We start from the raw sequence: 19,438 nt of genomic DNA, 5'->3' as shown, positions 1-19,438 counted from the left end.
CTCGCGGGCGTTTTTTATTGTGCGGCTTATTGCGCGGCGCTCTCGTCCAGCGCCTTGTCCAATGCGGGGCGGAACCGCTGCTCGTAATCGCTGCCAATCAGGGGGCCAGCGTAGCGGAATAGGACCGTGCCATCGCCCGCAACGATGAACGTCTCGGGTGGCGCGGTGACCCCCCAGTCGATGGCGGTCGAGCCCTTGGGGTCGAACCCGCTGGCAAAGAAGGGATCGCCATCATCGGTCAGATATCTCTGTGCCTGCGACGCCTCATCCTTGAAGTTGATTCCCGCCACGCGCAGCCCTTCGGCAGTCAGCGCCTTCAGCTTGGGATGCTCGACCCGGCAGGGCGGGCACCAGCTGGCCCAGAAATTGACGATGGTCACCTCGCCGCTGCGCAGGTCCGCGTCGGTGAGCAGAGGACGACCGTCCAAGCCCTTTTCCGCCACAGGCGGCGCGGGCTGTCCGATAAAGACCGAGGGCAGCGCATCGGGATCGCCGCGTTGCATGCCGATAAAGAACAGCGCCGCGAGCCCGGCGAAAACGACCGGCGGCGCGATCATCAGGGGCGAAATCCTAGCCATTCTTGCGCATCCTTTTCTCCAGCGTCTCCAACTGGCGGCGCACCTTTTTCGCGCGCAGTACAGTCAACGCGGCGAGTGCACCCAACAGTGCCAGCGTCACGCCGTAAGACCCCAGCACGGCCAGCGCATATTTCCCCAGTTCGGGCATCGTCATCCCATCCTTTCGCGGGCCAGAAGCGCACGCATGCGGCGCGCCCGGATCTCGGTCTGGGTGCGCATCAGCACCAGCGCGATGAAGAGAAGGACAAAGCCCGCGATGCAGACCAGAAGCGGCAGATAGAACACATCCGCCACGTTCTCTTCCTTGTCGAGGCTGAGCGATGCGCCCTGATGCAGGCCTTGGTTCCAGAAGAGCACCGCGTAGCGGCTGAGCAGCGCAAAGACCGACCCGACCAAGCACAGGACCGAGGTAAGATCGGCGGCGGTATCGTCATTCTCGATCGCGGACCAGAGCGCGATATAGCCAAGGTAGAAGAGGAAGAGGATCAGGAAGGACGTCAGGCGCGGATCCCACACCCACCACGTCCCCCAGATCGGCTGTCCCCAGAGCGCGCCGGTGGCCAGCGCGATTACCGTCATCACTGCGCCCACCGGGGCGGCGGCGCGGGCGGCCAGGGCACTGACATGGTGGCGGCGCACGATCCAGATCAGCGACGCGACCAGCATCATCAGCCACGCATTGATCGCCATGAGGGCGGCGGGGACGTGCAGGTAGATGATCTTGACGCTGGCGCCTTGCCGGTAATCCTCGGGCGTCAGGAAAAAGCCCCAGAAGAGGCCGACGACCAGCGAGATCAGCGCCAGCCCGCCGACCCATGGCAGGACGCGGTCCGAGGTGGCGATGAATTTGCGCGGGTTGGCATATTCCCAGAGCGAGGCCATTCAAACGTCCTTAATCAGCGGCTAGCGCAGGTTGACCCTTACTACCGCAGCCGAGGCGAAGGGCAAGAGGGCGATGGTGCCGCAGGTGATCCCCGCCAGCATGGTCAGGGGCATGGTGTAATCCAGCCCCTCGGCGCCGCGCCGGGCGGCCTCGGCGCCAAAGATCAATGTAGGCACGTAGAGCGGCAGCACCAAGAGTGACAACAGCAATCCGCCGCGGCGCATGCCCACGGTCAGCGCCGCGCCGAACGTGCCGATCACGCTGAGCGCGGGTGTACCAAAGGCCAGCGACAGGACCAGCGGCAGATACCCCGCGCCCGGCATGTTCAAAAGAACGGCAAGAGCGGGCGCCACCAGAACCAGCGGCAGGCCCGTGGTCAGCCAATGCGCCAGCGCCTTGATCGCCGTCAGCGCCTCCAGCGGCAGCGGCGCGGTGGCCAGCAGATCCAGCGAGCCATCCTCGTAGTCGAGCGCAAAGATCCGGTCGAGCGACAGAAGGCAGGCCAGAAGCGCGCCCAGCCACAGAACACCCGGCGCAATCAGCGCGTGCAGATCGCCGCGCGGCCCGACGGCAAAGGGCACCAGCGTCACGACGATCAAAAAGAACGCAAGGCCAAGGCCAAAGCCGCCCCCGGCCCGCACGGCAAGGTGCAAGTCGCGCGTCAGAAGGGCAATCACAGGAACGCCTCGTCGAAATCATCGAGCGCGCTGGCGCGCGCCTTGTAGGGGGTGACATCCAGCGTCTCGGCTTCGGTCAGCCCCAGCTCGATATGCGTGGCGACGATGGCCGCGCCGCCGCCTGCCAGATGCGCCCGCAGGGCCGCCGCGAACATCGCGGTAGCGTCCTTGTCCAGCGACACGGTCGGCTCGTCCATGAGCCAGACGGCACGGCGCGCCACGATCAGCCGCGAGAGGCCAAGCCGGCGCTTCTGCCCGGCCGAGAGGGCGGCGGCGGGCCGGTCTGCCAGCGGCTCCAATGCGTAGGCATCCAGCGCGGCCTCGACATCTCCGCCAGCGAAAATCGCGGCCCAGAAGGCGAGGTTTTCGCGCACGCTCAGCGCGCCCTTGATCCCGTCCGCATGGCCCGCATAAACCAGCGTGCCTTCCTCGGCTTGTACCGCACCCTTGAGGGGTGGTTGCAGACCGGCGAGGGTGCGCAGCAGAGTCGTCTTGCCCGCCCCATTCGGGCCGCGCAGGATCAACGCGCGCCCCGGCGCAAGAGAGAGTGACAGCCCCTCCAACACGGCAATACCGCCGCGCGAGACGCTGAGATTTTCGGCTTGAAGCAACATGATAAGACGCTTAGCGCAAAGCGCCGCACGGGGAAAGCGCGATGGTCACGCGCCGCTGCCGCCTAGATCGGCAGAACGGCGGCGGCCACGCGGCGGCCCTCGGACAAGAGCACGTTATAGGTGCGGCAGGCGGCGGGTGAGCTCATCGTCTCGACCCCCATGCCGGCCTCTTCCAGCTGGCTGCGCAGCGCGCCGGGGATATGGGCGATCTCGGCGCCCGTGCCGATGAAAATCACGTCGATCTGGCCCACCAGATCCAGCAAGGGCTGCGCATCCTCCAGCCCGCCCCATCCGCGCGCGCCGGTTTCCGTCACAAGAGCTGCGCCCCGCATCACACTGCCGCCCACCCGGAAGAAACCGGGGCCGTAGCCGTCGATCGGGGTGGCCTCGGTAAAGGTGACTTCGTTCAGCTGCATCCTGTGACTCCTTATGCCCAGATCGGCAGGCCGGTCAGGACGGCCAGCGCGATCACGGTCAGCGCGGCGCGGCGATAGATCCGCTCGTGAATCGGATCGAACAGAGCCTGACCCGCCACCATGCCTGCAAAATAGGGCACCGAAAGCACCCCGGCCAGCCATAGCACGGAAATATCGGTAAATCCGCGCAAGAGAAGGTTGGCGACGATGACAAGGTCCATCGCCCCGAGGAACAGAATCGTGTTGGCCCTCACCGATTGCGCCATGCGCCCGCCGGCCAGGTAGAAGAGCACGACGACCGGGCCCGTCAGCCCTGTCATGCCCCCTAAAAACCCCGCCGCCGCGCCAATGGCGATGACCAGCGGCATGGTGATCCTGCGCTGGAAATGCCAACCGGACATCAGCGCGATCAGTGTACCGCCCGCCATTGCCGCGACGATCCATCGCACGATGATCGCGTCCAGCGCCTCCATCACCATCAGGCCCAGCGGCACGGTCGGCAGCGCGGCCAGCACCAGAAGGCCCACCTGCCCGCGATCCGCATGGGCCCAGGCACGCGGCACCAATGCGCCGATGCTCGCCACTTCGACCAATGCAATGATGGCGATGATGTGCACCGGCGGCAGGAATATCCCCGCGACCGGCACAAAGATCAGTGCCGAGCCAAACCCGGTGAAGCCGCGCACGATGCCCGCCACGGCCAGCGTGACCGCCAGCCACCAGAACCCCGGATGGGCCAGCGCTGCCGCCAGCCCCTCCGCCAGAGCGCCGAAAAGGGCGTCAGGCATCCACGTTGGCGAACTGGTTGCCGGTATTTGCGTCCGGCTTGCTCCAGTCACGCTTGACTCCCAGCCACATCAGGATCACCGCGGCGACGAAGATCGAGCTGTAGGTACCGACGACGATACCCCACATCATCGCAAAGACGAAGCCGCGGATGACGTCCCCTCCCAAGAAGTAGAGCGCGAGGAGCGCCAGCATCGTGGTGAAGGACGTCATGATCGTGCGGCTGAGCGTTTCGTTGATCGAAAGGTTCAGCACCTCCAGCAGTGGCCGCGCCTTGTATTTGCGCAGGTTTTCGCGGACGCGGTCGAATACGATCACGGTATCGTTCAGCGAATAACCGACGATGGTCAGCAGCGCCGCGATGGTCGCCAGATCGAATTGCAGCTGCAATTCCGAAAAGACACCAATGGTCAGGACCACGTCATGCACCAGCGCGGCCACGGCCCCCAGGGCGAACTGCCATTCAAAGCGCAGCCAGATATAGACCAGCACCGCCCCGATCGCCAAGAGTACCGCGATGGCCGCCGTCTGGATCAACTCGCCCGACACCTTGGGGCCGACGCTCTCGACCGAGGTAAAGGTGATGTCCGGCACCGCCTGTTGCAGCGCGCCCTCGACGGCGGCGATGGTTTCGGGCGTGACGGCCTCGGCATCGTCCTGCGCCTGGATGCGGATCATCGACACGTTCTGATCCGGCCCGAAGGTGGGATCGAACACCTCCGTGATGCTGATATCGCCCAGATCCAGCGTCTGCATCGCACCGCGATACTGAGCGATATCGACGGGCTGCTCGCTCTGGGTGCGGATGGTGGTGCCGCCCCGGAAATCGATGCCGAAATTCAGTCCCTGCAGCATGAACGAGCCGAGCGCGACGACGATCAGCAGCGCCGACAGGCCCAGCGACATTTTCCAGCGGCCCAGGAAATTCACATTCGTCTGGGATTTGACCAGGCGTAGGGTCCGGCCCTGAAGCACCGTTTTCGGGCGCTTGCGCTCGAACCAGATGACGGCAATGAGGCGGGTGACGAAAATCGCCGTGAACACCGACGTGATGATGCCGAGGCCCAGCGTGATGGCAAAGCCGCGCACCGGCCCCGAGCCCATCGCAAAGAGGATTACGGCGGTGATGAGCGTGGTGATGTTGGCATCCACGATGGCGCTCAGCGCCTTTTCATAGCCCAGCTCGATCGCACGGGCGGCGCCCTTGGCAGTCTTCATCTCTTCGCGAATACGCTCGAAGATCAGCACGTTGGCATCGACCGCCATACCAATGGTCAGAACGATGCCCGCGATACCCGGCAAGGTCAGCGTCGCGCCGATCATGCTGAGCAGGCCGAACATGAGGCCGATATTGATGATCAGCGCGATATTGGCGAAGAGGCCAAACAGGCCGTAGCTGGCGAACATGAAGACAAGCACCAGCGCAAAGCCGACGATGCTCGCCACCTTCCCCGCCTCGATGCTGTCGGCGCCCAGCTCGGGGCCGATGGTCCGCTCTTCGAGGAATTCGAGGCCAGCAGGCAGGGCGCCCGCACGCAGCAGCACAGCCAGATTCGTGCTTTCCTCGACCGAGAAGTTGCCGGTGATGATGCCCGAGCCGCCGGGAATGTGGCTCTGGATCACCGGGGCGCTGATGACCTCATTGTCAAGGACGATGGCGAAGGGACTGCCTATATTGGCCGCCGTATAATCGCCAAAGCTGCGCGCCCCCGTGGGGTTGAAACGGAAGGACACGGCGGGCCGCCCGTTCTGATCAAAATCAGGCTGGGCGTCGGTCAACTCGTCGCCGGTGACGACAGGCGCGCGCTCCAGCACATAGAAAACACCCTCTTCGTCCAGCGAGGGCAGCACTTCATTGCCCGCGCCCGCAGGCTCGTTGGCCGAGGAGGCGCGGCCAACGACAGGCTGGAAGGTTAGCTGCGCAGTGGTGCCGATGATGTCCTTCAGCTCGGTCGCGCTGCCGATACCCGGCACCTGGATCAGGATACGGTCGCTGCCTTGCCGCTGAATCGTGGGCTCGCGCGTGCCGACCTCGTCGATGCGGCGGCGGATGATCTCCAGCGCCTGGCGCACGGTGCGCTCATCGGTCGCGCGCTGCTCGGCCTCCGAGAGGCGCACGACGATGGCGCCGTCGCGGGTGGTGACCTCGATATCACTGGCCCCGGCAGCGGTCAGGCTGGTGACGGGGCTGGCAAGGGTGCGCACGAGGGCCGCGGCCCGCTCGGCCTGCTCGGGCCGCTCATTGAGGCGCACGACCAGTTCGGGGCCTTCTGTCGGCTCCAGCCGGATGGTGCCGACCTCATCGCGCCGCTCGCGCAGAAGGTCACGCACCGCGGGCCACATGCCCTCGATGCGCGATTCATAGACATCCTCGACCTGAACCTCGGCCAGCAGATGCGCGCCACCGCGCAGATCGAGGCCCAGATTGACCAACCCGCTGGGCATCCAGTTGGGCCACGCATCCAGCGCATCCGCGACCTGAGCGGGATCGGTGCCCTGCTCGACCGCCTGAACTGCGTCGTTATGCGTCTCGACGCGGTCATAAAAGGCGTTCGGCAGCGCGAAAAGAATACCGAGGGCGACAAGACCCCAGATGCAAATACGTTTCCACAGGTCGATCTGAAGCATGTCTGCGCCTTTATAGGGGGCTGGTCGTTAGGTCTTGGGGGCTGTTCAGGCCTTGGGCGCGTCGCTGGCAGGCTCGGTCTTGGACACGACCTGCGCGATGGTGGACTTGACCACACGCACTTTAACGCCCTGCGCCAGCTCGACCTCGATCTCGTCGTCATCCTTGACCTTCGAGACCTTGCCGATCAGCCCGCCTTGCGTGACCACCTGGTCGCCCCGGCGCAGCGCCTCGACCATCGCGCGATGGTTCTTCAGCTTTTTCTGCTGCGGACGGATGAGCAGGAAATACATGATCGCAAAGATCAGAATCAGGGGAATGAACTGCGCGAACGCGGAACCGCCTTCCATGGGGAGTCTCCTTGGTGAAAGCGGGGCCGCCCCCGCGGAATTTCGCGGAACCTATGGCCGCGCGCCCCTTATTGCAAGGCGCGAAAACGTGAGGGACGCCGGCAGGCCCGGCTAGTCCGGGAAATCCTCGGGCATGTCAGCAAAGACGGCAATCAAGCAGCCGTCCCGCGTGGTCGAGTGATGCTCGGTCCCGTCGCGCAGCCAGACCAGATCGCCAGGGCCGTATTCCGTGCCGTCATTATCGGTCAGATCGCCTTCGAGGATCAGGAATTCCTCGTCTCCCTTGTGGCGATGGGCCACCGTGGTGTGCCCCGGCGGCATCCGGTAGACGTAGAATCCCGCGCCCAAAGGCCGCGCATCATTCAGCTGCAGCACCTCGCCATCGGGCGTGCCGTCTGTCTCGATCGGTTCGAATTTCGCTTTGTGGATGTTCACCACGCGGCGGTCTTCTGTCTTGATCGGGTCCATCATCGTCTCCTCCTTGGGTGTGGGTCAGGCCGTCAAATCAATCCCTGACGCGCGGCGTCCTCTAGATACGGGTTGGCCTCCCGCGAAGCAGTATAGGCTGCGGGATCAATCTCGGCATAGATCAGCGCATCACCCGTCTCGCCCGCCTCCGCCAGAACCGATCCATCCGGCGCCGCGATGGAGGACAGGCCTTGATAGGTAAAGCCCTCGTCGCTATCGGCGTTGTCGGCATAGGCTACAAAGACCTGACTCTCGAAGGCGCGGGTGCGGATGGTGTGCCGCGCGACAAATTCACTGGGCGTATCCTTGGGCAAGGCGGTGGGTACGGCCACCAGATCGGCACCGGCGGCGGCAAGGCGCCGCACGTTTTCGGGGAACTCGACGTCGTAGCAGATGAGGCAGCCCACCTTTAGGCCCTCCAGCTCCGTGATGACGGTCGAGGGTCCGGCGGCGGAGAAGAGGCTGCGCTCGTAATCGCCGTAAAGACATCCTTTACGGTAGATCTCGGGCGCGTCGGGGCGCGCGCGGTCAATCATCATCGCGCTGATGAAGCGTTGCTCGCCCGCATCCTCCGGAAAGCCCGCGACGACGCTGATACCGTGCACCTTGGCCGCCGCGCCCAGCGCCTCGGCCCATGCGCCGTCCGGGCGCTGCGCTTCGCGGGTCAGCGCCTTGCCTCGGCCATATCCGCTGAGGCCCAGCTCGGGCGCGATCAAGAGGCGCGCGCCCGCCTTTGCGGCCTCTTCCATGGCATCGATGATGCGCTGCGGGCGGGCGGCCGCGTCAATGGCGGCCGACATCTGGAAAACGGCGATCTTCGTCATGACTTCATCCCTTTCAGCGCGTAAAATCAATGCAAAGACGGCCGGTCACCTTGCCTGTTTTCAGCCGGTCAAGTGCGGCATCCACATCATCGAACCTGACCGCCTCGACATCGACAGCCAGCGGATGCGCGGCGGCAAAGGCAAGGAAATCGGCCAGTTCCTGCCGCGAGCCCACGGACGAACCGAAAACGCGGTGCCCTCCGTCGATCAGCCACATCATCGACAGCGGCATCGGGTCATGCACCATGGCGATGGCGACGATATCGGCCATCGGATTCACCGCCGCCTCGACCGTGTCCCAGATTGCGGGGCTGGGCGCGAAATTCAGCACGACATCCGCGCCGCCCGCCTCCTTGATGCGCGCGCCGGCGCCTTCGCCCGCCTCGGCGGTCACTTCGGCGCCCAGTTTCTCCGCCGTTTTCAGCTTGGCCGGATCGCGGTCGACAACCATTACGCGCGCGCCGCGCGCCTTGGCGATCAGGATGGCGTATTGGCCCAGTCCGCCCGCGCCGATGATCAGCACATTGGTCCCCGCCTCAATCCGTGCCTTGCGCAGCGCCGACCACGCGGTGAGGCCCGCGCAGAGCAGTGGCGCACCCTTCAGCGGATCAATCGCCTCGGGGATTTCCACGGCGAAATGCACGGGGCAAAGCGCATATTCGGCAAAAGCGCCATGTTTCTGCACGCCGCGCGCGGTATTCTCGGCGCAAAGCACCTCGTGCCCGGTCCGGCACGGCTTGCAGTGAAGGCAGGTGTCGAAAATCCAGGGCAGGCCGATGCGCGCGCCAATGGCTGGCGCGTTCTTGGCCTGCGGTCCGTGCGCGACGACGCGGCCGATGCCCTCATGACCGAGGGTCAGGGGATAGTAGCTATCCGGCAGATTCTCCTGCCCCTCGCGCAGGTGCAGATCCGAATGGCAGACGCCGCAGGTTTCCAGCCGGACCAGCACCTCGCCCACGCCGGGCGTGGGCACGGCAACCTCGCGCATCTCCAGCGGTGCGCCGGGCGCGGGGCAGACGGCGGCCTTCATAGTCAGCGGCAGGTCTTCGGGCATCAGGACTCTCCTAGCGAAGCGGGCTTTCAGGCTCAGACTAGGCATCTCCGCCGCAAACTGGAATACGCTGTTGCAAAGCGATACATTTCTGCCTCTCAATGCGTCATGCAAATCACCGGTTCCGACATCCATCTTCTTAGCGTTTTCGACGCTGTCGTGCGCAACGGGGGATTTTCCGCCGCGCAGGTGGAACTGGGGCTGAGTCAGCCCACCATTTCCAACCATATTACCGCTCTGGAACAACGGCTTGGCGTTACCCTGTGCCAGCGCGGGCGGCGTGGGTTCCTGGTGACGGAAAAAGGCCTGATGGTGCATGAGATCGCCAAGACGCTGCTGGGCACGCTCGACACCCATTCGGGGCATCTGGCGGCGCTCAAGGGCAACCTTGTGGGGCGACTGAAGATTGCTGTGCTGGACAGCGTCTGCACCGATCCCAATTTCCGCCTGCCCGAGGCCATCGCCCGCTTTACCGAGGCGGCCCCTGCCGTGCGGATCGAACTCGGCATCGCGCGTCCACAGGATATCCTGAACGGCGTTCTGGATGGCGAAATCCATGTCGGGATCGGCAGTTTCGACAACGTCCTCAGCGGCTTGCGCGCAGTCGACCTCTACCGCGAGGACCACGCGCTCTATTGCTCGGCGGCGCATCCCTTTTACGCGCGCAGCGATGCGGCCCTGACCGAGGCCGAGATCACCGCCGCCCCTTGGGTCCATCGCGGCTATTGGAGCCGCCAACGCCGCAAGGCCGTGAACCCCACTGATCTCGATCGCTTTGCCGATGAGATCGAGGCGCAGCTGATCTTTATCCTCAGCGGAGCCTATCTGGGCCTGCTGCCGGTGCATATGGCCGAGGGTCACGTCGCCGCCGGGCGGCTGCGACGGCTGGCCTACAGCGCCGAGAATTACGACTGTCCGATGCAGATGCTCAGCCGCGCCGGGCAGGTGCCGCAGGTTAACACGCTCTTCATGCGGGTTCTTGCGGAGTGCTATGCCTGAGCGCGATACATTTACGCCATTCAATGCGTGCTTTTGCGCTATCATATTTTCCATGCATCGACACGCGCCATAGGCTGTGCGCCACACCAGACGCACCGCCACGAGGGAATCACCATGAGCGACACCGCCAAACCGCAGTTCAACCAGCCGCTGGGCGGCAACGACATGCCCCGTTTCGGCGGCGTTCCCACGATGATGCGCCTGCCCAGCCAGGACACGGCCGAGGGCCTGGATGCGTGCTTTGTCGGAATCCCGATGGATATCGGCACCTCGAACCGCACTGGCACGCGCCACGGCCCCCGCGCCATCCGCGCCGAAAGCGGCATGATGCGCCCCTACAACATGGCCACCGGCGCCGGCCCCTTTGCCAAGATGCAGGTGGCCGATATTGGCGACGTGGCGATCAACACTTTCGATCTGAAGAAGACGGTCGACATCATCACCGCCGCCTATGACGAGATCCTGAAGCATGACGTCGTGCCCCTGACCCTGGGCGGTGATCACACGCTCAGCTATCCGGTGCTGCGGTCCATCGCCAAAAAACATGGGGCCGTCGCGCTGATCCATATCGACGCGCATGCGGACACGAATGACGAAATGTTCGGCGAGAAGATCGCCCATGGCACGCCCTTCCGCCGCGCGGTCGAGGATGGCCTTTTGCAGAACGACAAGGTGTTCCAGATCGGCCTGCGCGGCACGGGCTATGAGCCTGGCGATTTCGACTGGGGCCGCGAGCAGGGCTTTACCGTGATCCCCGCCGAAGAGTGCTGGCACAAGTCGCTGACACCCCTGATGGAGGAGATCCGGGCCAAGATCGGCGACACGCCCTGCTATCTGACCTATGATATCGACAGTCTCGATCCGTCGATCGCGCCCGGCACCGGCACGATGGAGATCGGCGGCTTGACGACCATTCAGGCGCTTGAGATCGTGCGCGGCTGCAAGGGCCTGAACCTTGTCGGCGGCGATCTGGTCGAGGTGTCGCCGCAATACGACACGACGGGCGCGACCGCGATGCTGGGCGCGAACCTGCTATACGAGATGCTTTGCGTCCTGCCGAAAACATGGGCGTAAGCCGACTTCAACAAGGGAGAAAATGAAATGAACAGCACTTTCACACGCCGCCGCTTTCTGGGCACCGCGGCTGCCACCGGTGCGGCCACGCTAGCCGCGCCTTCGATCCTGCGGGCGCAGGGCGCGCCGCTGCGCGTCGGCACCTATGGCGGCTTTTTCGAGGACAGCTTCAAGGCGCATATCTTCCCCGGCTTCACTGAGGAGACGGGCATCGAGGTAGAATCCATCGCCGTGCCCACGGGCGAGACATGGCTCGTCCAGATCAAGAACGCTGCCCGCGCCAAGACCGCGCCTGCCGATGTGTCGCTGATGGCCGGCACGCCGCGCCGCGAGGGCGCCAAGCAGAAGGTCTTCAAGACCATCGACGAAAGCCAGATCCCGAACCTTGCCAACCTCACCGACACGTTCAAGGACCGCTATGAAGATGGCGGCCTCTATGGTGTCGGCGGCGTGTCGTGGTATATCACGCTCTGCACCAATTCGGACGTCATCCCCGAGGCGCCCACCAGTTGGGAGGCGCTGTGGGACAGCCAGTATGAGGACCAGATCGGCCTTCTGGGCCTTGCCACCAACTCGTTCCTGCTGGAAGTGACAGCAACCACCTATTTCGGCGGCACTGACATTCTGGCCACCAAGGAAGGCATCGAGGAGGTCTTCAACAAGCTCTCCGAAGTCGTGCCGAACGTGCGCCTTTGGTACAAGGACGAGGGCAGCTTCCAGCAGGCGCTGCAGCAGGGCGAGATCCCGATGGGCCAGTATTACCACGACGTCGCCGGCCTCGCCGCCGCCGAGGGCTTCCCCGTCGTCTCGACCTTCCCGAAAGAGGGCGGCATCCTCGACAGCGGCTACTGGATCGTGCCGGAATTCGCCGAGGCGGATGACGAGATCGCGGCCTTCATCAACTACATGTCCAAGCCCGAAACGCAGGCCGTGCTGGCCCGCAATGTGGGCACCTCGCCCGTCGTCAAGCCCGAGCTGACCGACCTTTCCCCCGAGGAACTGGCCGCCGTCTCGAGCGACACGACCCCCATCATCCCGCGCTACGAGATGTATGGCGAGCATGGCGCCTTCATCTCGGACCGCTGGAACCAGATGATCGCCGGCTAAACGCCAAACCGGCCCGCCCCCGCAGGATGGGGGCGGGCCAGATTTGACAAGGATACACACATGACCGGCCTCACCATCAGCGGCGTCACCAAGAAATTCGGTCACGTCACCGCCGTCGAGGATGTGAACCTCACCTTCAAGGATGGCGAGATGGTCTGCTTTCTCGGCCCGTCGGGCTGCGGCAAGACCACGCTTCTGCGCATGATCGCAGGGCTGGAAGAGCCGACGAGCGGCTCGATCACGATGGGCGGTCGCGACATGACGCATGTGCCCGTCCACCAGCGCGAGATCGGCATGGTGTTCCAGTCCTTCGCGCTTTTCCCCCACCTGACCGTGGGCGAAAACATCACCTATTCCATGCGCATCCGCGGCCATTCACGCTCCGAGCGCGAGGACCGCTCGCGCGAGCTTCTGGACATGATGCACCTGCCGGAAATGGCGGATCGGCGCATCAGCCAGCTTTCGGGCGGCCAGCGCCAGCGCGTCGCCATTGCCCGTGCCCTTGCGCTGAACCCCCAGGTTTTCCTGCTGGACGAGCCGATGTCGGCGCTCGATGCCAACCTGCGCGAGGCCATGCAGATTGAGCTGCGCAAGCTGCAGCAGGAGCTGGGAATCACCACGGTGGTCGTGACGCACGACCAGACCGAAGCGATGACGATGGCCGACACGATCGTCGTCATGGGCAAGGCCAAGGTTCTGCAATCCGGCAGCCCGATGGAGATCTACAAGAAGCCCGTCGACCGCATTGTCGCCGATTTCATCGGCACGTCCAACCTTCTGCCCGCCCGCATGACCGGCGCCGAGACAGCCGAAGTGGCTGGCACCACGCTAAGCATCGGCACCAATGCCCACGGCTTTGCCAAAGGCGACGAGGTGGTTCTGATGACCCGCCCCGAGGAGGTTTTCGTGCGCCCCGCCAGCGCGCCCGCACCTGAGAACGCCGTCAAGGGCAAGGTGACCTTCGTCCGCGATATCGGCGCCACGATCGAGATCCTCTGCGATTGCGACGGCCACGAGGTGATCTCGGTGCTGACGCCCAAGGACTGGCCCGAGGTCGAGATCGGCCAGGAGGTCCATATCGAGCTGCCGAAGGACGCGTGCAGCGTCCTGGCGCCGTGAGGATGTGATGCGCAAGCCCGGCCTCGCCCCTTACCTGACGCTCATCCCTTCTTCGGTGATGATCGGCATATTCTTCGCGATCCCCTTCGCGCTTATCCTCGCGGTCAGCGTTGCCAGCCCCTCGGACGAGGCGGATTTCGTGCTGGGCTTCGATCTGCAGCATTTCGAGCGCTTCGCGACATGGTTCTACATTGAACGCGCGCTCTTCTCGGCGGGCCTCTGTGCGCTGATCGCGGCCATCAGCATGGCCGCCGCCTTTCCCTTCACCTATTTCCTGACCACGTTCAAACGCAAGGCGCAGGATCTGTGGCTGATCTACATCCTCGCGCAGCTTTCGCTTTCGGAAGTGCTGATCGCGTTCAGCTGGCAGATCCTGCTCTCGCGCACCTCGGGTATCGGCAATATCCTCGAATGGATGGGCATCGTCGAGCAAAGCTTCTCGATGACCCCCTCGGCCGGTGCGGTCGTGGCGGCGCTGGTCTATCTCACCATCCCCTTCTCGGTGCTGCTCCTCTTTCCCGCACTCAGCCGTATGGACCGGAGCCTTCTGGAGGCCGCGCGCACCCTCGGCGCGTCACCGCTGCGGACCTTCTTCACGGTGGTCATTCCCGTGACGCGACCGGCCATCATCTCGGGCAGCGTCACCGTTTTCGTGCTGACGCTGGGCGCGATCATCGTGCCGCAGGTGCTGGGCGCGCCGCAGCACTGGACGCTGTCGGTACTGATCACCGATCAGGCGATCTTCAACTTCAACATGCCCTTCGCATCGGCGCTGGCCGTGGTCCTTCTGGTGCTCAGCGCCAGCGTGATCGCCGCCGTGTCATGGCTGGGCCGGAGGAGCGAGACATGATCGGCACTTTCCTGCGCCGCGCCTATATGGCAGCCTTCGCGCTCTTCCTGATCGGGCCGATCATCGTCATCACGGCCGTGTCGTTCAACGCGCAGAAATTCATCGCCTTCCCGCCGCGCGGCTTCTCGCTGCGCTGGTACTCAGCCATCTTCGGCGAAGCGGACTGGTTCGGCGCGCTCATCAACTCGTTGACCATCGCCGCCCTCTCGGCCCTTCTGGCCACGGCCATCGCGCTGCCCGTGGCCTACATGGCGTGGCGCCACGGGCTGCGCTATGCCCGCGCGCTCTTTGCGCTGGGGATCGCGCCCTTCATCCTGCCGCCGGTCATCATGGCACTGGCGTTCCTGATCTTCTTTTCCAGCGTCGGGATCAACGGGCTGATGATCAACGTGATCATCGCGCATGCGATCTTTCTCTTGGCCCTGCCCCTCGTCACGATCTCGCTGGGGCTGGAGAGTATCGACAAGGCGCTGATCGAGGCGGCGCAGACCATGGGCGCGTCGGGCTGGACAGTGTTTCGCACCGTGATCGCGCCCATCGCCGCGCCCTTTGCGCTGGCGGGATTTGCGTTCTGCTTCGTGCTCAGCCTCAATGAATACATCATCGCGCTGATGACCGTGGGCTTCACGGTGGAAACGCTGCCCGTCAAGATCTTCAACGCGCTGCGATACGGCTATACGCCCGTCATCGCCTCCATCGCGGTGTTGTTCCTTGCGGTCAACATCACGGTCTTCTCGCTGATCGCCCGTTTCAGCAATCTGGCGCGGATCTTGGGAGCGATGGACTGAGACGGAATTCGCGTCCAGCTTCAGTCGTTTAGCCAAACCCGTCGCCACCCTGCGCTTTCAGAAGCCAATTGGCGTTCCGGAATCGGCACGACCCTCTTCCCCTGATCCGGTCCGGCCGAAGCCGCGTCAACCCGGGCGGCGGAAGGCCAGGCGCATCTGCTTCTCCGATTCGATGAGCGCAAAGAAGACGGCGCCGATGGCGACGATCAGAAGGCCGTCCAGCAGGGGAACATTCCGGGTGCCAAACACCGCTTGGAGGGGCGGCAGATAGGTGATGGCGAATTGTGCGGCCGTCACCGAGATCACGCACACCCAGACGACCCGCGTTCCTTTCGCTGCGGCCCATGTCAGTGAGGTGCCGTAAATGTTGCGGATGAAGAAGAGATGGAAGATCTCGAGCACGACCAGCGTGTTCATCGAAATGGTCTGGGCCAGCGCAACAGGATAGCCCCTGTCGATGGCATAGAAATACATGCCGAAGACCGCTGTCAGGAACAGCGTCGAGACGAACACGATGTGCCAGATCAGGCCGCCCGTCAGCAGTGGCTCGCTTCTTGGGCGCGGCGGGCGGTGCATGGTGCCCGGCTCTGACGGCTCGAAGGCGAGCGCGAGGCCAAGCGTGACCGCGGTAATCAGGTTGACCCACAGGATCTGCACCGCAGTGATCGGCAGCGCCATGCCGGCAAAGAGCGCCACCATGATGGTCATGGCTTCGCCGGCATTGGTGGGCAGGGTCCAACTGATCACCTTCTTGATGTTGTCATAGACGGTGCGCCCTTCGCGCACGGCGGCGGCGATAGAGGCGAAATTGTCGTCGGCCAGGACGAACTCGGCAGCCTCCTTGGCTGCCTCGCTGCCTTTCAGCCCCATGGCGATGCCCGCATCGGCCCGCTTGAGCGCGGGCGCATCGTTGACCCCGTCCCCGGTCATCGCGACGGTCAGCCCGTGCGCCTGAAGGGCGGTGACAAGGCGCAGCTTGTGCGCGGGCGAGGTGCGGGCAAAGATGTCTGTCTGAACGGCTGCATCCGCGAGGGCGTCGTCGTCCATCACCTCCAGATCGGCGCCGGTGAGAACGCGGTCATGGTTCTTCAGCCCGATCATGCCGGCGATGGCGCGGGCGGTTGCGGCGTGGTCGCCGGTGATCATCTTGACCCGAATCCCGGCCTCGTGGCACTCGGCCACGGCCTCGATGGCTTCGGCGCGCGGCGGGTCGATCAGGCCGATCAGCCCGATCAGCGTAAGCTGCCCGTCAAGATCGGCAGTGCTCAGCTCCCCGTGCCCCTCGGGCACTTCGCGAACCGCCACCGCGATGACGCGCTGCCCTTCGGCGGCCTGCTCCTCGACCATGCCGTTCCAGTACTGCGTATCGAGCGGTTCTGCCCCGCCATCTGCGGCCCTCTGATCGCCGCAAAGCGCAAGCACCGCTTCGGGCGCGCCCTTGACGTGGATGTGCGAATGCCCGTCGCCGTCGCGGTGCAACGTGGCCATGAAGCGGTGGGCCGCGTCGAAGGGGATCGCATCGGTGCGGGTCCACTGGCCGAAGGGCTCGCTTCCGTCGCCCGTGATCTTGCCGGCAAGCGCCATCAACGCGCCCTCCATTGGGTCACCCTCGACGCGCCAGCCCGTATCAAGGGCGTGCAGCACTGCGTCGTTGCACAGCCCTGCGGCGCGCGCGAACTCCATGAGAACGGCGTGCTCATCTGGGTGCGCGTCAGCCTCGCGCCAGCGCACCGCGCCCTCGGGGGCATAGCCGTTGCCATCGACGGAATAGACATGCTCGGCCGCAGCCAGCGACGCCACCATCATCTCATTTCGGGTGAGTGTGCCGGTCTTGTCCGAACAGATCACCGAGACCGAGCCCAATGTCTCGATCGCCGGCAGGCGGCGCACGATGGCGTTGCGCTGTGCCATGGTGCGCACGCCCACCGCCAGAGTGATCGTCAGGACCGCCGGCAGTCCCTCGGGTATCGCGGCCACGGACAGACCGACCACCGCCATGAACAGCTCCGAGAAGGGCAAATGCCCGACGAAGTATCCATAGGTCAGCAGCGACGCCGCGACGATCAGGATGAAGACCGTCAGCCAGCGCGCAAAGCGGTCCATCTGCGCCACGAGCGGCGTCGTCAGCGTCTCGACCTGGCCCAGCATTCCGCTGATCCGGCCAATCTGGGTCGCGGCTCCGGTGGCGGTAACCACACCGCGCCCAGCCCCGGCAGCCACCAGCGTGCCGGAAAACAGCATCGAGGTTCGATCGCCCAGGGCCGTGTCCTCGTCCACCGGGGCGATGCCCTTGTCCACCGGCACGGATTCGCCGGTCAGGATCGCCTCTTTGGCCTTCAGCCCGCGCGCCTCGATCAGACGCAGATCGGCGGGCACGCGGTCCCCGGCCTCAATCAGGACGATATCGCCCGGCACCAGATCAGCGGCGTCCACGCCGATGCGTCGCCCATCGCGCAGCACGGCGGATCGCGGTGCCAGCATCCCGCGGATCGCATCCATCGCCTGCTCGGCCCGCCCCTCCTGGATATAGCCGATCACCGCGTTGACGACGACCACGGCAAGGATCACGCCGGTATCCACCCAGTGCTGCAGCGCCCCGGTCACCACCGCAGAAGCGATCAGCACGTAGATCAGCACGTTGTGAAAATGTGACAGGAAACGCAGGATCGGGTTGCGCTTCGGCGGCTCGGGCAGGCGGTTGGGTCCGCACTCGGCCCGGCGGCGGGCGGCCTCGTCTGCGGTCAGCCCGGCAGGCGCGGTGGAGAGCGCATCGAGCGTATCCTCGGCGGACCGGGCATGGGCGGCGGAAAGCGGGCGGATGTCTGTCATGTCTGGGGTCCCCTCTGGTGCCAGGCAGCGCTCAGCGTGCCTGAATGTCTTCTGTGTCGATGGGCGGTATCTCGGTCCGGTCCTCGTCGGGCGCGCCGCAGAGCAGATCGACAGCGCGGTCGGCGGCGTCCTGGAACGGCTCCGGCACCATGTCCGCGCCGGAGGCTAACGGATCCTACGTGTCCCGGGGATGGTGCGAGGCGACGGCCACGCGCCCCGGAAAACCGGACATCCGGGTCAGCCGGATCAGCGCCCTGCGTGTATCCTCGCGCCAGCGGCGCACCGCCAGCGGGTTCCCGATGATCTCTAATAGCGAGAACACGGCAGCGCCGGTCACATGCGCATCCAGCAGCGACAGATCCAGCGCCGAGCCAAGCGCGATGAAGAAGGAATGCAGCAGGCAGTCGCGCAGAAGCGCCAGCCGCGCCGCAATGTTCTCGCGATAGGGCGTCGAGGCGAGCGCGACACCCGCCAGCAGGCCGCCCACCTCCTTGCCAAGACCGGCGATGCCGCCAGCCACCATCGCGACGGCAAAAAATCATCAGTTCCTCGAGACGCGACGATGCGCCTGCGCGACCCTCATTTGGCCGGCCACGTCCATCTTACTGTATTCGTGCAATATATCGCGTGCCTGTTCAGTGCTGTTCCGGGCAAAATACCCAAGCTTGCTGCGATTCAGATGACCTGTGTCAATCGAGGACCAAAAACGGAATGTTTAATAGCGCTATCGCCTCTGCGCCCGAACAAGGAACACATGATGATGAAGATAATGCTGGCCACCGACTTCTCCGAACGGTCAGACCGCGCGCTGCGCCGCGCGACCTTGCTCGCCCGGGAATTCGGCGCCTCCCTTTCGATCATCCATGTCGTCGACGACGACCAGCCGCGCCGGATCCTCGACAGTGAGCGTGACGTGGCCTCGGCCCTGTTGCGGGAGTTGCGCAAGACGGTGCAGGATGTCGATGGGGTGTCCTGTGAGGCGCGTGTTATGCTGGCCGATCCCTTCGCCGGGATCGCGCGGGCGGCGCAGGACGAGGCGCCGGATCTCCTCGTCATCGGCTCGCATCGCCGTCAGACGCTGCGCGATGTGTTCATCGGCACGACCGCTGACCGGACAATCCGCTCGGTGGTCTGCCCCGTGCTCATGGTCAACGCGCCCCCGGTGGGATCCTACGGCCACGTGATGCTGACCACGGATCTGTCAGAAGGGGCCGAACGTGCGGCGAAGGCCTGTGTCGCCTTGGGCATTCCGGACAAAGCCAATGTCTCATTCCTGCATATCTACGATGCCCCCGCCACGCGGCTTGCGATGAGCCATAGCGTGTAACCGCCGGACGTAATCTCCCCAAAACCGCCGTTTGAAAATTCCCCAAAACGCGAGCGGCGTTGGCGATTTCCG

The 19,438-nt window shown here is 64.6% G+C and carries 21 protein-coding genes; 7 read left to right on the top strand and 14 right to left on the bottom strand.

Annotated elements, in window-relative coordinates:
* Positions 1-26: 26 nt before the first annotated feature.
* The 12 genes from ACEWPL_RS03970 to ACEWPL_RS03915 form a co-directional block, all read right to left on the bottom strand.
* A complete protein-coding gene (locus ACEWPL_RS03970; protein WP_393933443.1) occupies positions 27-578 on the bottom strand; it encodes a DsbE family thiol:disulfide interchange protein in 552 nt (183 codons plus the stop codon).
* Positions 571-732: a heme exporter protein CcmD gene (gene ccmD, locus ACEWPL_RS03965; RefSeq protein WP_393933441.1), complete on the bottom strand. Its 162-nt coding sequence runs from the start codon at positions 730-732 to the stop codon at positions 571-573. Before ccmD ends, ACEWPL_RS03970 begins: the two co-directional genes overlap by 8 nt.
* Entirely contained in the window at positions 729-1,460 is a 732-nt protein-coding gene (locus ACEWPL_RS03960) for a heme ABC transporter permease (protein ID WP_393933439.1), read from the bottom strand. Before ACEWPL_RS03960 ends, ccmD begins: the two co-directional genes overlap by 4 nt.
* A gap of 21 nt (positions 1,461-1,481) precedes the next feature.
* On the bottom strand, positions 1,482-2,138 hold the full coding sequence (gene ccmB, locus ACEWPL_RS03955; RefSeq protein WP_393933437.1) for a heme exporter protein CcmB: 657 nt from the start codon (positions 2,136-2,138) through the stop codon (positions 1,482-1,484).
* Positions 2,135-2,752, bottom strand: coding sequence for a heme ABC exporter ATP-binding protein CcmA (ccmA, locus tag ACEWPL_RS03950; protein WP_393933435.1), 618 nt, complete (start codon positions 2,750-2,752; stop codon positions 2,135-2,137). The genes ccmB and ccmA overlap by 4 nt, the downstream gene beginning before the upstream one ends.
* 62 nt (positions 2,753-2,814) lie before the next feature.
* Complete coding sequence (locus tag ACEWPL_RS03945; RefSeq protein WP_393933433.1) at positions 2,815-3,168, bottom strand: Mth938-like domain-containing protein; 354 nt, start codon at positions 3,166-3,168, stop codon at positions 2,815-2,817.
* Positions 3,169-3,179: 11 nt separating this feature from the next.
* Positions 3,180-3,956: a sulfite exporter TauE/SafE family protein gene (locus tag ACEWPL_RS03940; protein WP_393933431.1), complete on the bottom strand. Its 777-nt coding sequence runs from the start codon at positions 3,954-3,956 to the stop codon at positions 3,180-3,182.
* Positions 3,949-6,582, bottom strand: coding sequence for a protein translocase subunit SecD (secD, locus tag ACEWPL_RS03935; protein WP_393933429.1), 2,634 nt, complete (start codon positions 6,580-6,582; stop codon positions 3,949-3,951). Before secD ends, ACEWPL_RS03940 begins: the two co-directional genes overlap by 8 nt.
* A gap of 45 nt (positions 6,583-6,627) precedes the next feature.
* Complete coding sequence (gene yajC / locus ACEWPL_RS03930; protein WP_393933427.1) at positions 6,628-6,930, bottom strand: preprotein translocase subunit YajC; 303 nt, start codon at positions 6,928-6,930, stop codon at positions 6,628-6,630.
* Between the two features lie 111 nt (positions 6,931-7,041).
* Complete coding sequence (locus ACEWPL_RS03925) at positions 7,042-7,401, bottom strand: cupin domain-containing protein (RefSeq protein WP_393933425.1); 360 nt, start codon at positions 7,399-7,401, stop codon at positions 7,042-7,044.
* 29 nt (positions 7,402-7,430) lie between these two features.
* A complete protein-coding gene (locus tag ACEWPL_RS03920; RefSeq protein WP_393933423.1) occupies positions 7,431-8,222 on the bottom strand; it encodes a carbon-nitrogen hydrolase family protein in 792 nt (263 codons plus the stop codon).
* Between the two features lie 13 nt (positions 8,223-8,235).
* Positions 8,236-9,276, bottom strand: coding sequence for an alcohol dehydrogenase catalytic domain-containing protein (locus tag ACEWPL_RS03915; protein WP_393933421.1), 1,041 nt, complete (start codon positions 9,274-9,276; stop codon positions 8,236-8,238).
* 105 nt (positions 9,277-9,381) lie between these two features.
* On the opposite strand from ACEWPL_RS03915, the gene ACEWPL_RS03910 reads away from it, so the two are divergent.
* The 6 genes from ACEWPL_RS03910 (at position 9,382) to ACEWPL_RS03885 (ending at position 15,210) form a co-directional block, all read left to right on the top strand.
* Positions 9,382-10,272 carry a LysR family transcriptional regulator gene (locus ACEWPL_RS03910; protein ID WP_393933419.1) on the top strand — a complete coding sequence of 297 codons (891 nt, stop codon included), beginning with the start codon at positions 9,382-9,384 and terminating at the stop codon, positions 10,270-10,272.
* A gap of 114 nt (positions 10,273-10,386) precedes the next feature.
* A complete protein-coding gene (gene speB / locus ACEWPL_RS03905) occupies positions 10,387-11,346 on the top strand; it encodes an agmatinase (protein ID WP_393933417.1) in 960 nt (319 codons plus the stop codon).
* A gap of 27 nt (positions 11,347-11,373) precedes the next feature.
* Complete coding sequence (locus tag ACEWPL_RS03900; RefSeq protein ID WP_393933415.1) at positions 11,374-12,453, top strand: ABC transporter substrate-binding protein; 1,080 nt, start codon at positions 11,374-11,376, stop codon at positions 12,451-12,453.
* 60 nt (positions 12,454-12,513) lie between these two features.
* On the top strand, positions 12,514-13,572 hold the full coding sequence (locus tag ACEWPL_RS03895; RefSeq protein WP_393933413.1) for an ABC transporter ATP-binding protein: 1,059 nt from the start codon (positions 12,514-12,516) through the stop codon (positions 13,570-13,572).
* A 7-nt stretch (positions 13,573-13,579) separates the two neighbouring features.
* Entirely contained in the window at positions 13,580-14,422 is an 843-nt protein-coding gene (locus ACEWPL_RS03890) for an ABC transporter permease (protein ID WP_393933411.1), read from the top strand.
* Positions 14,419-15,210: an ABC transporter permease gene (locus ACEWPL_RS03885; RefSeq protein WP_393933409.1), complete on the top strand. Its 792-nt coding sequence runs from the start codon at positions 14,419-14,421 to the stop codon at positions 15,208-15,210. The genes ACEWPL_RS03890 and ACEWPL_RS03885 overlap by 4 nt, the downstream gene beginning before the upstream one ends.
* A gap of 126 nt (positions 15,211-15,336) precedes the next feature.
* Here ACEWPL_RS03885 and ACEWPL_RS03880 read toward each other — a convergent pair whose 3' ends face one another.
* Together ACEWPL_RS03880 and ACEWPL_RS03875 are read right to left on the bottom strand one after the other, a co-directional pair.
* Positions 15,337-18,039 (bottom strand): cation-transporting P-type ATPase, encoded by a 2,703-nt coding sequence (locus tag ACEWPL_RS03880; protein WP_393933407.1) that lies wholly within the window; start codon positions 18,037-18,039, stop codon positions 15,337-15,339.
* Positions 18,040-18,214: 175 nt separating this feature from the next.
* On the bottom strand, positions 18,215-18,562 hold the full coding sequence (locus tag ACEWPL_RS03875; RefSeq protein WP_393933405.1) for a cation:proton antiporter domain-containing protein: 348 nt from the start codon (positions 18,560-18,562) through the stop codon (positions 18,215-18,217).
* Positions 18,563-18,793: 231 nt separating this feature from the next.
* Here ACEWPL_RS03875 and ACEWPL_RS03870 point away from each other — a divergent pair, with 231 nt between their 5' ends.
* Complete coding sequence (locus ACEWPL_RS03870) at positions 18,794-19,366, top strand: universal stress protein (RefSeq protein ID WP_393933403.1); 573 nt, start codon at positions 18,794-18,796, stop codon at positions 19,364-19,366.
* Positions 19,367-19,438: the final 72 nt, after the last annotated feature.

It is taken from the genome of Roseovarius roseus (assembly GCF_043355935.2).
GTDB lineage: Bacteria > Pseudomonadota > Alphaproteobacteria > Rhodobacterales > Rhodobacteraceae > Roseovarius > Roseovarius roseus.
This window is presented reverse-complemented; position numbering and strand designations above follow the sequence as displayed.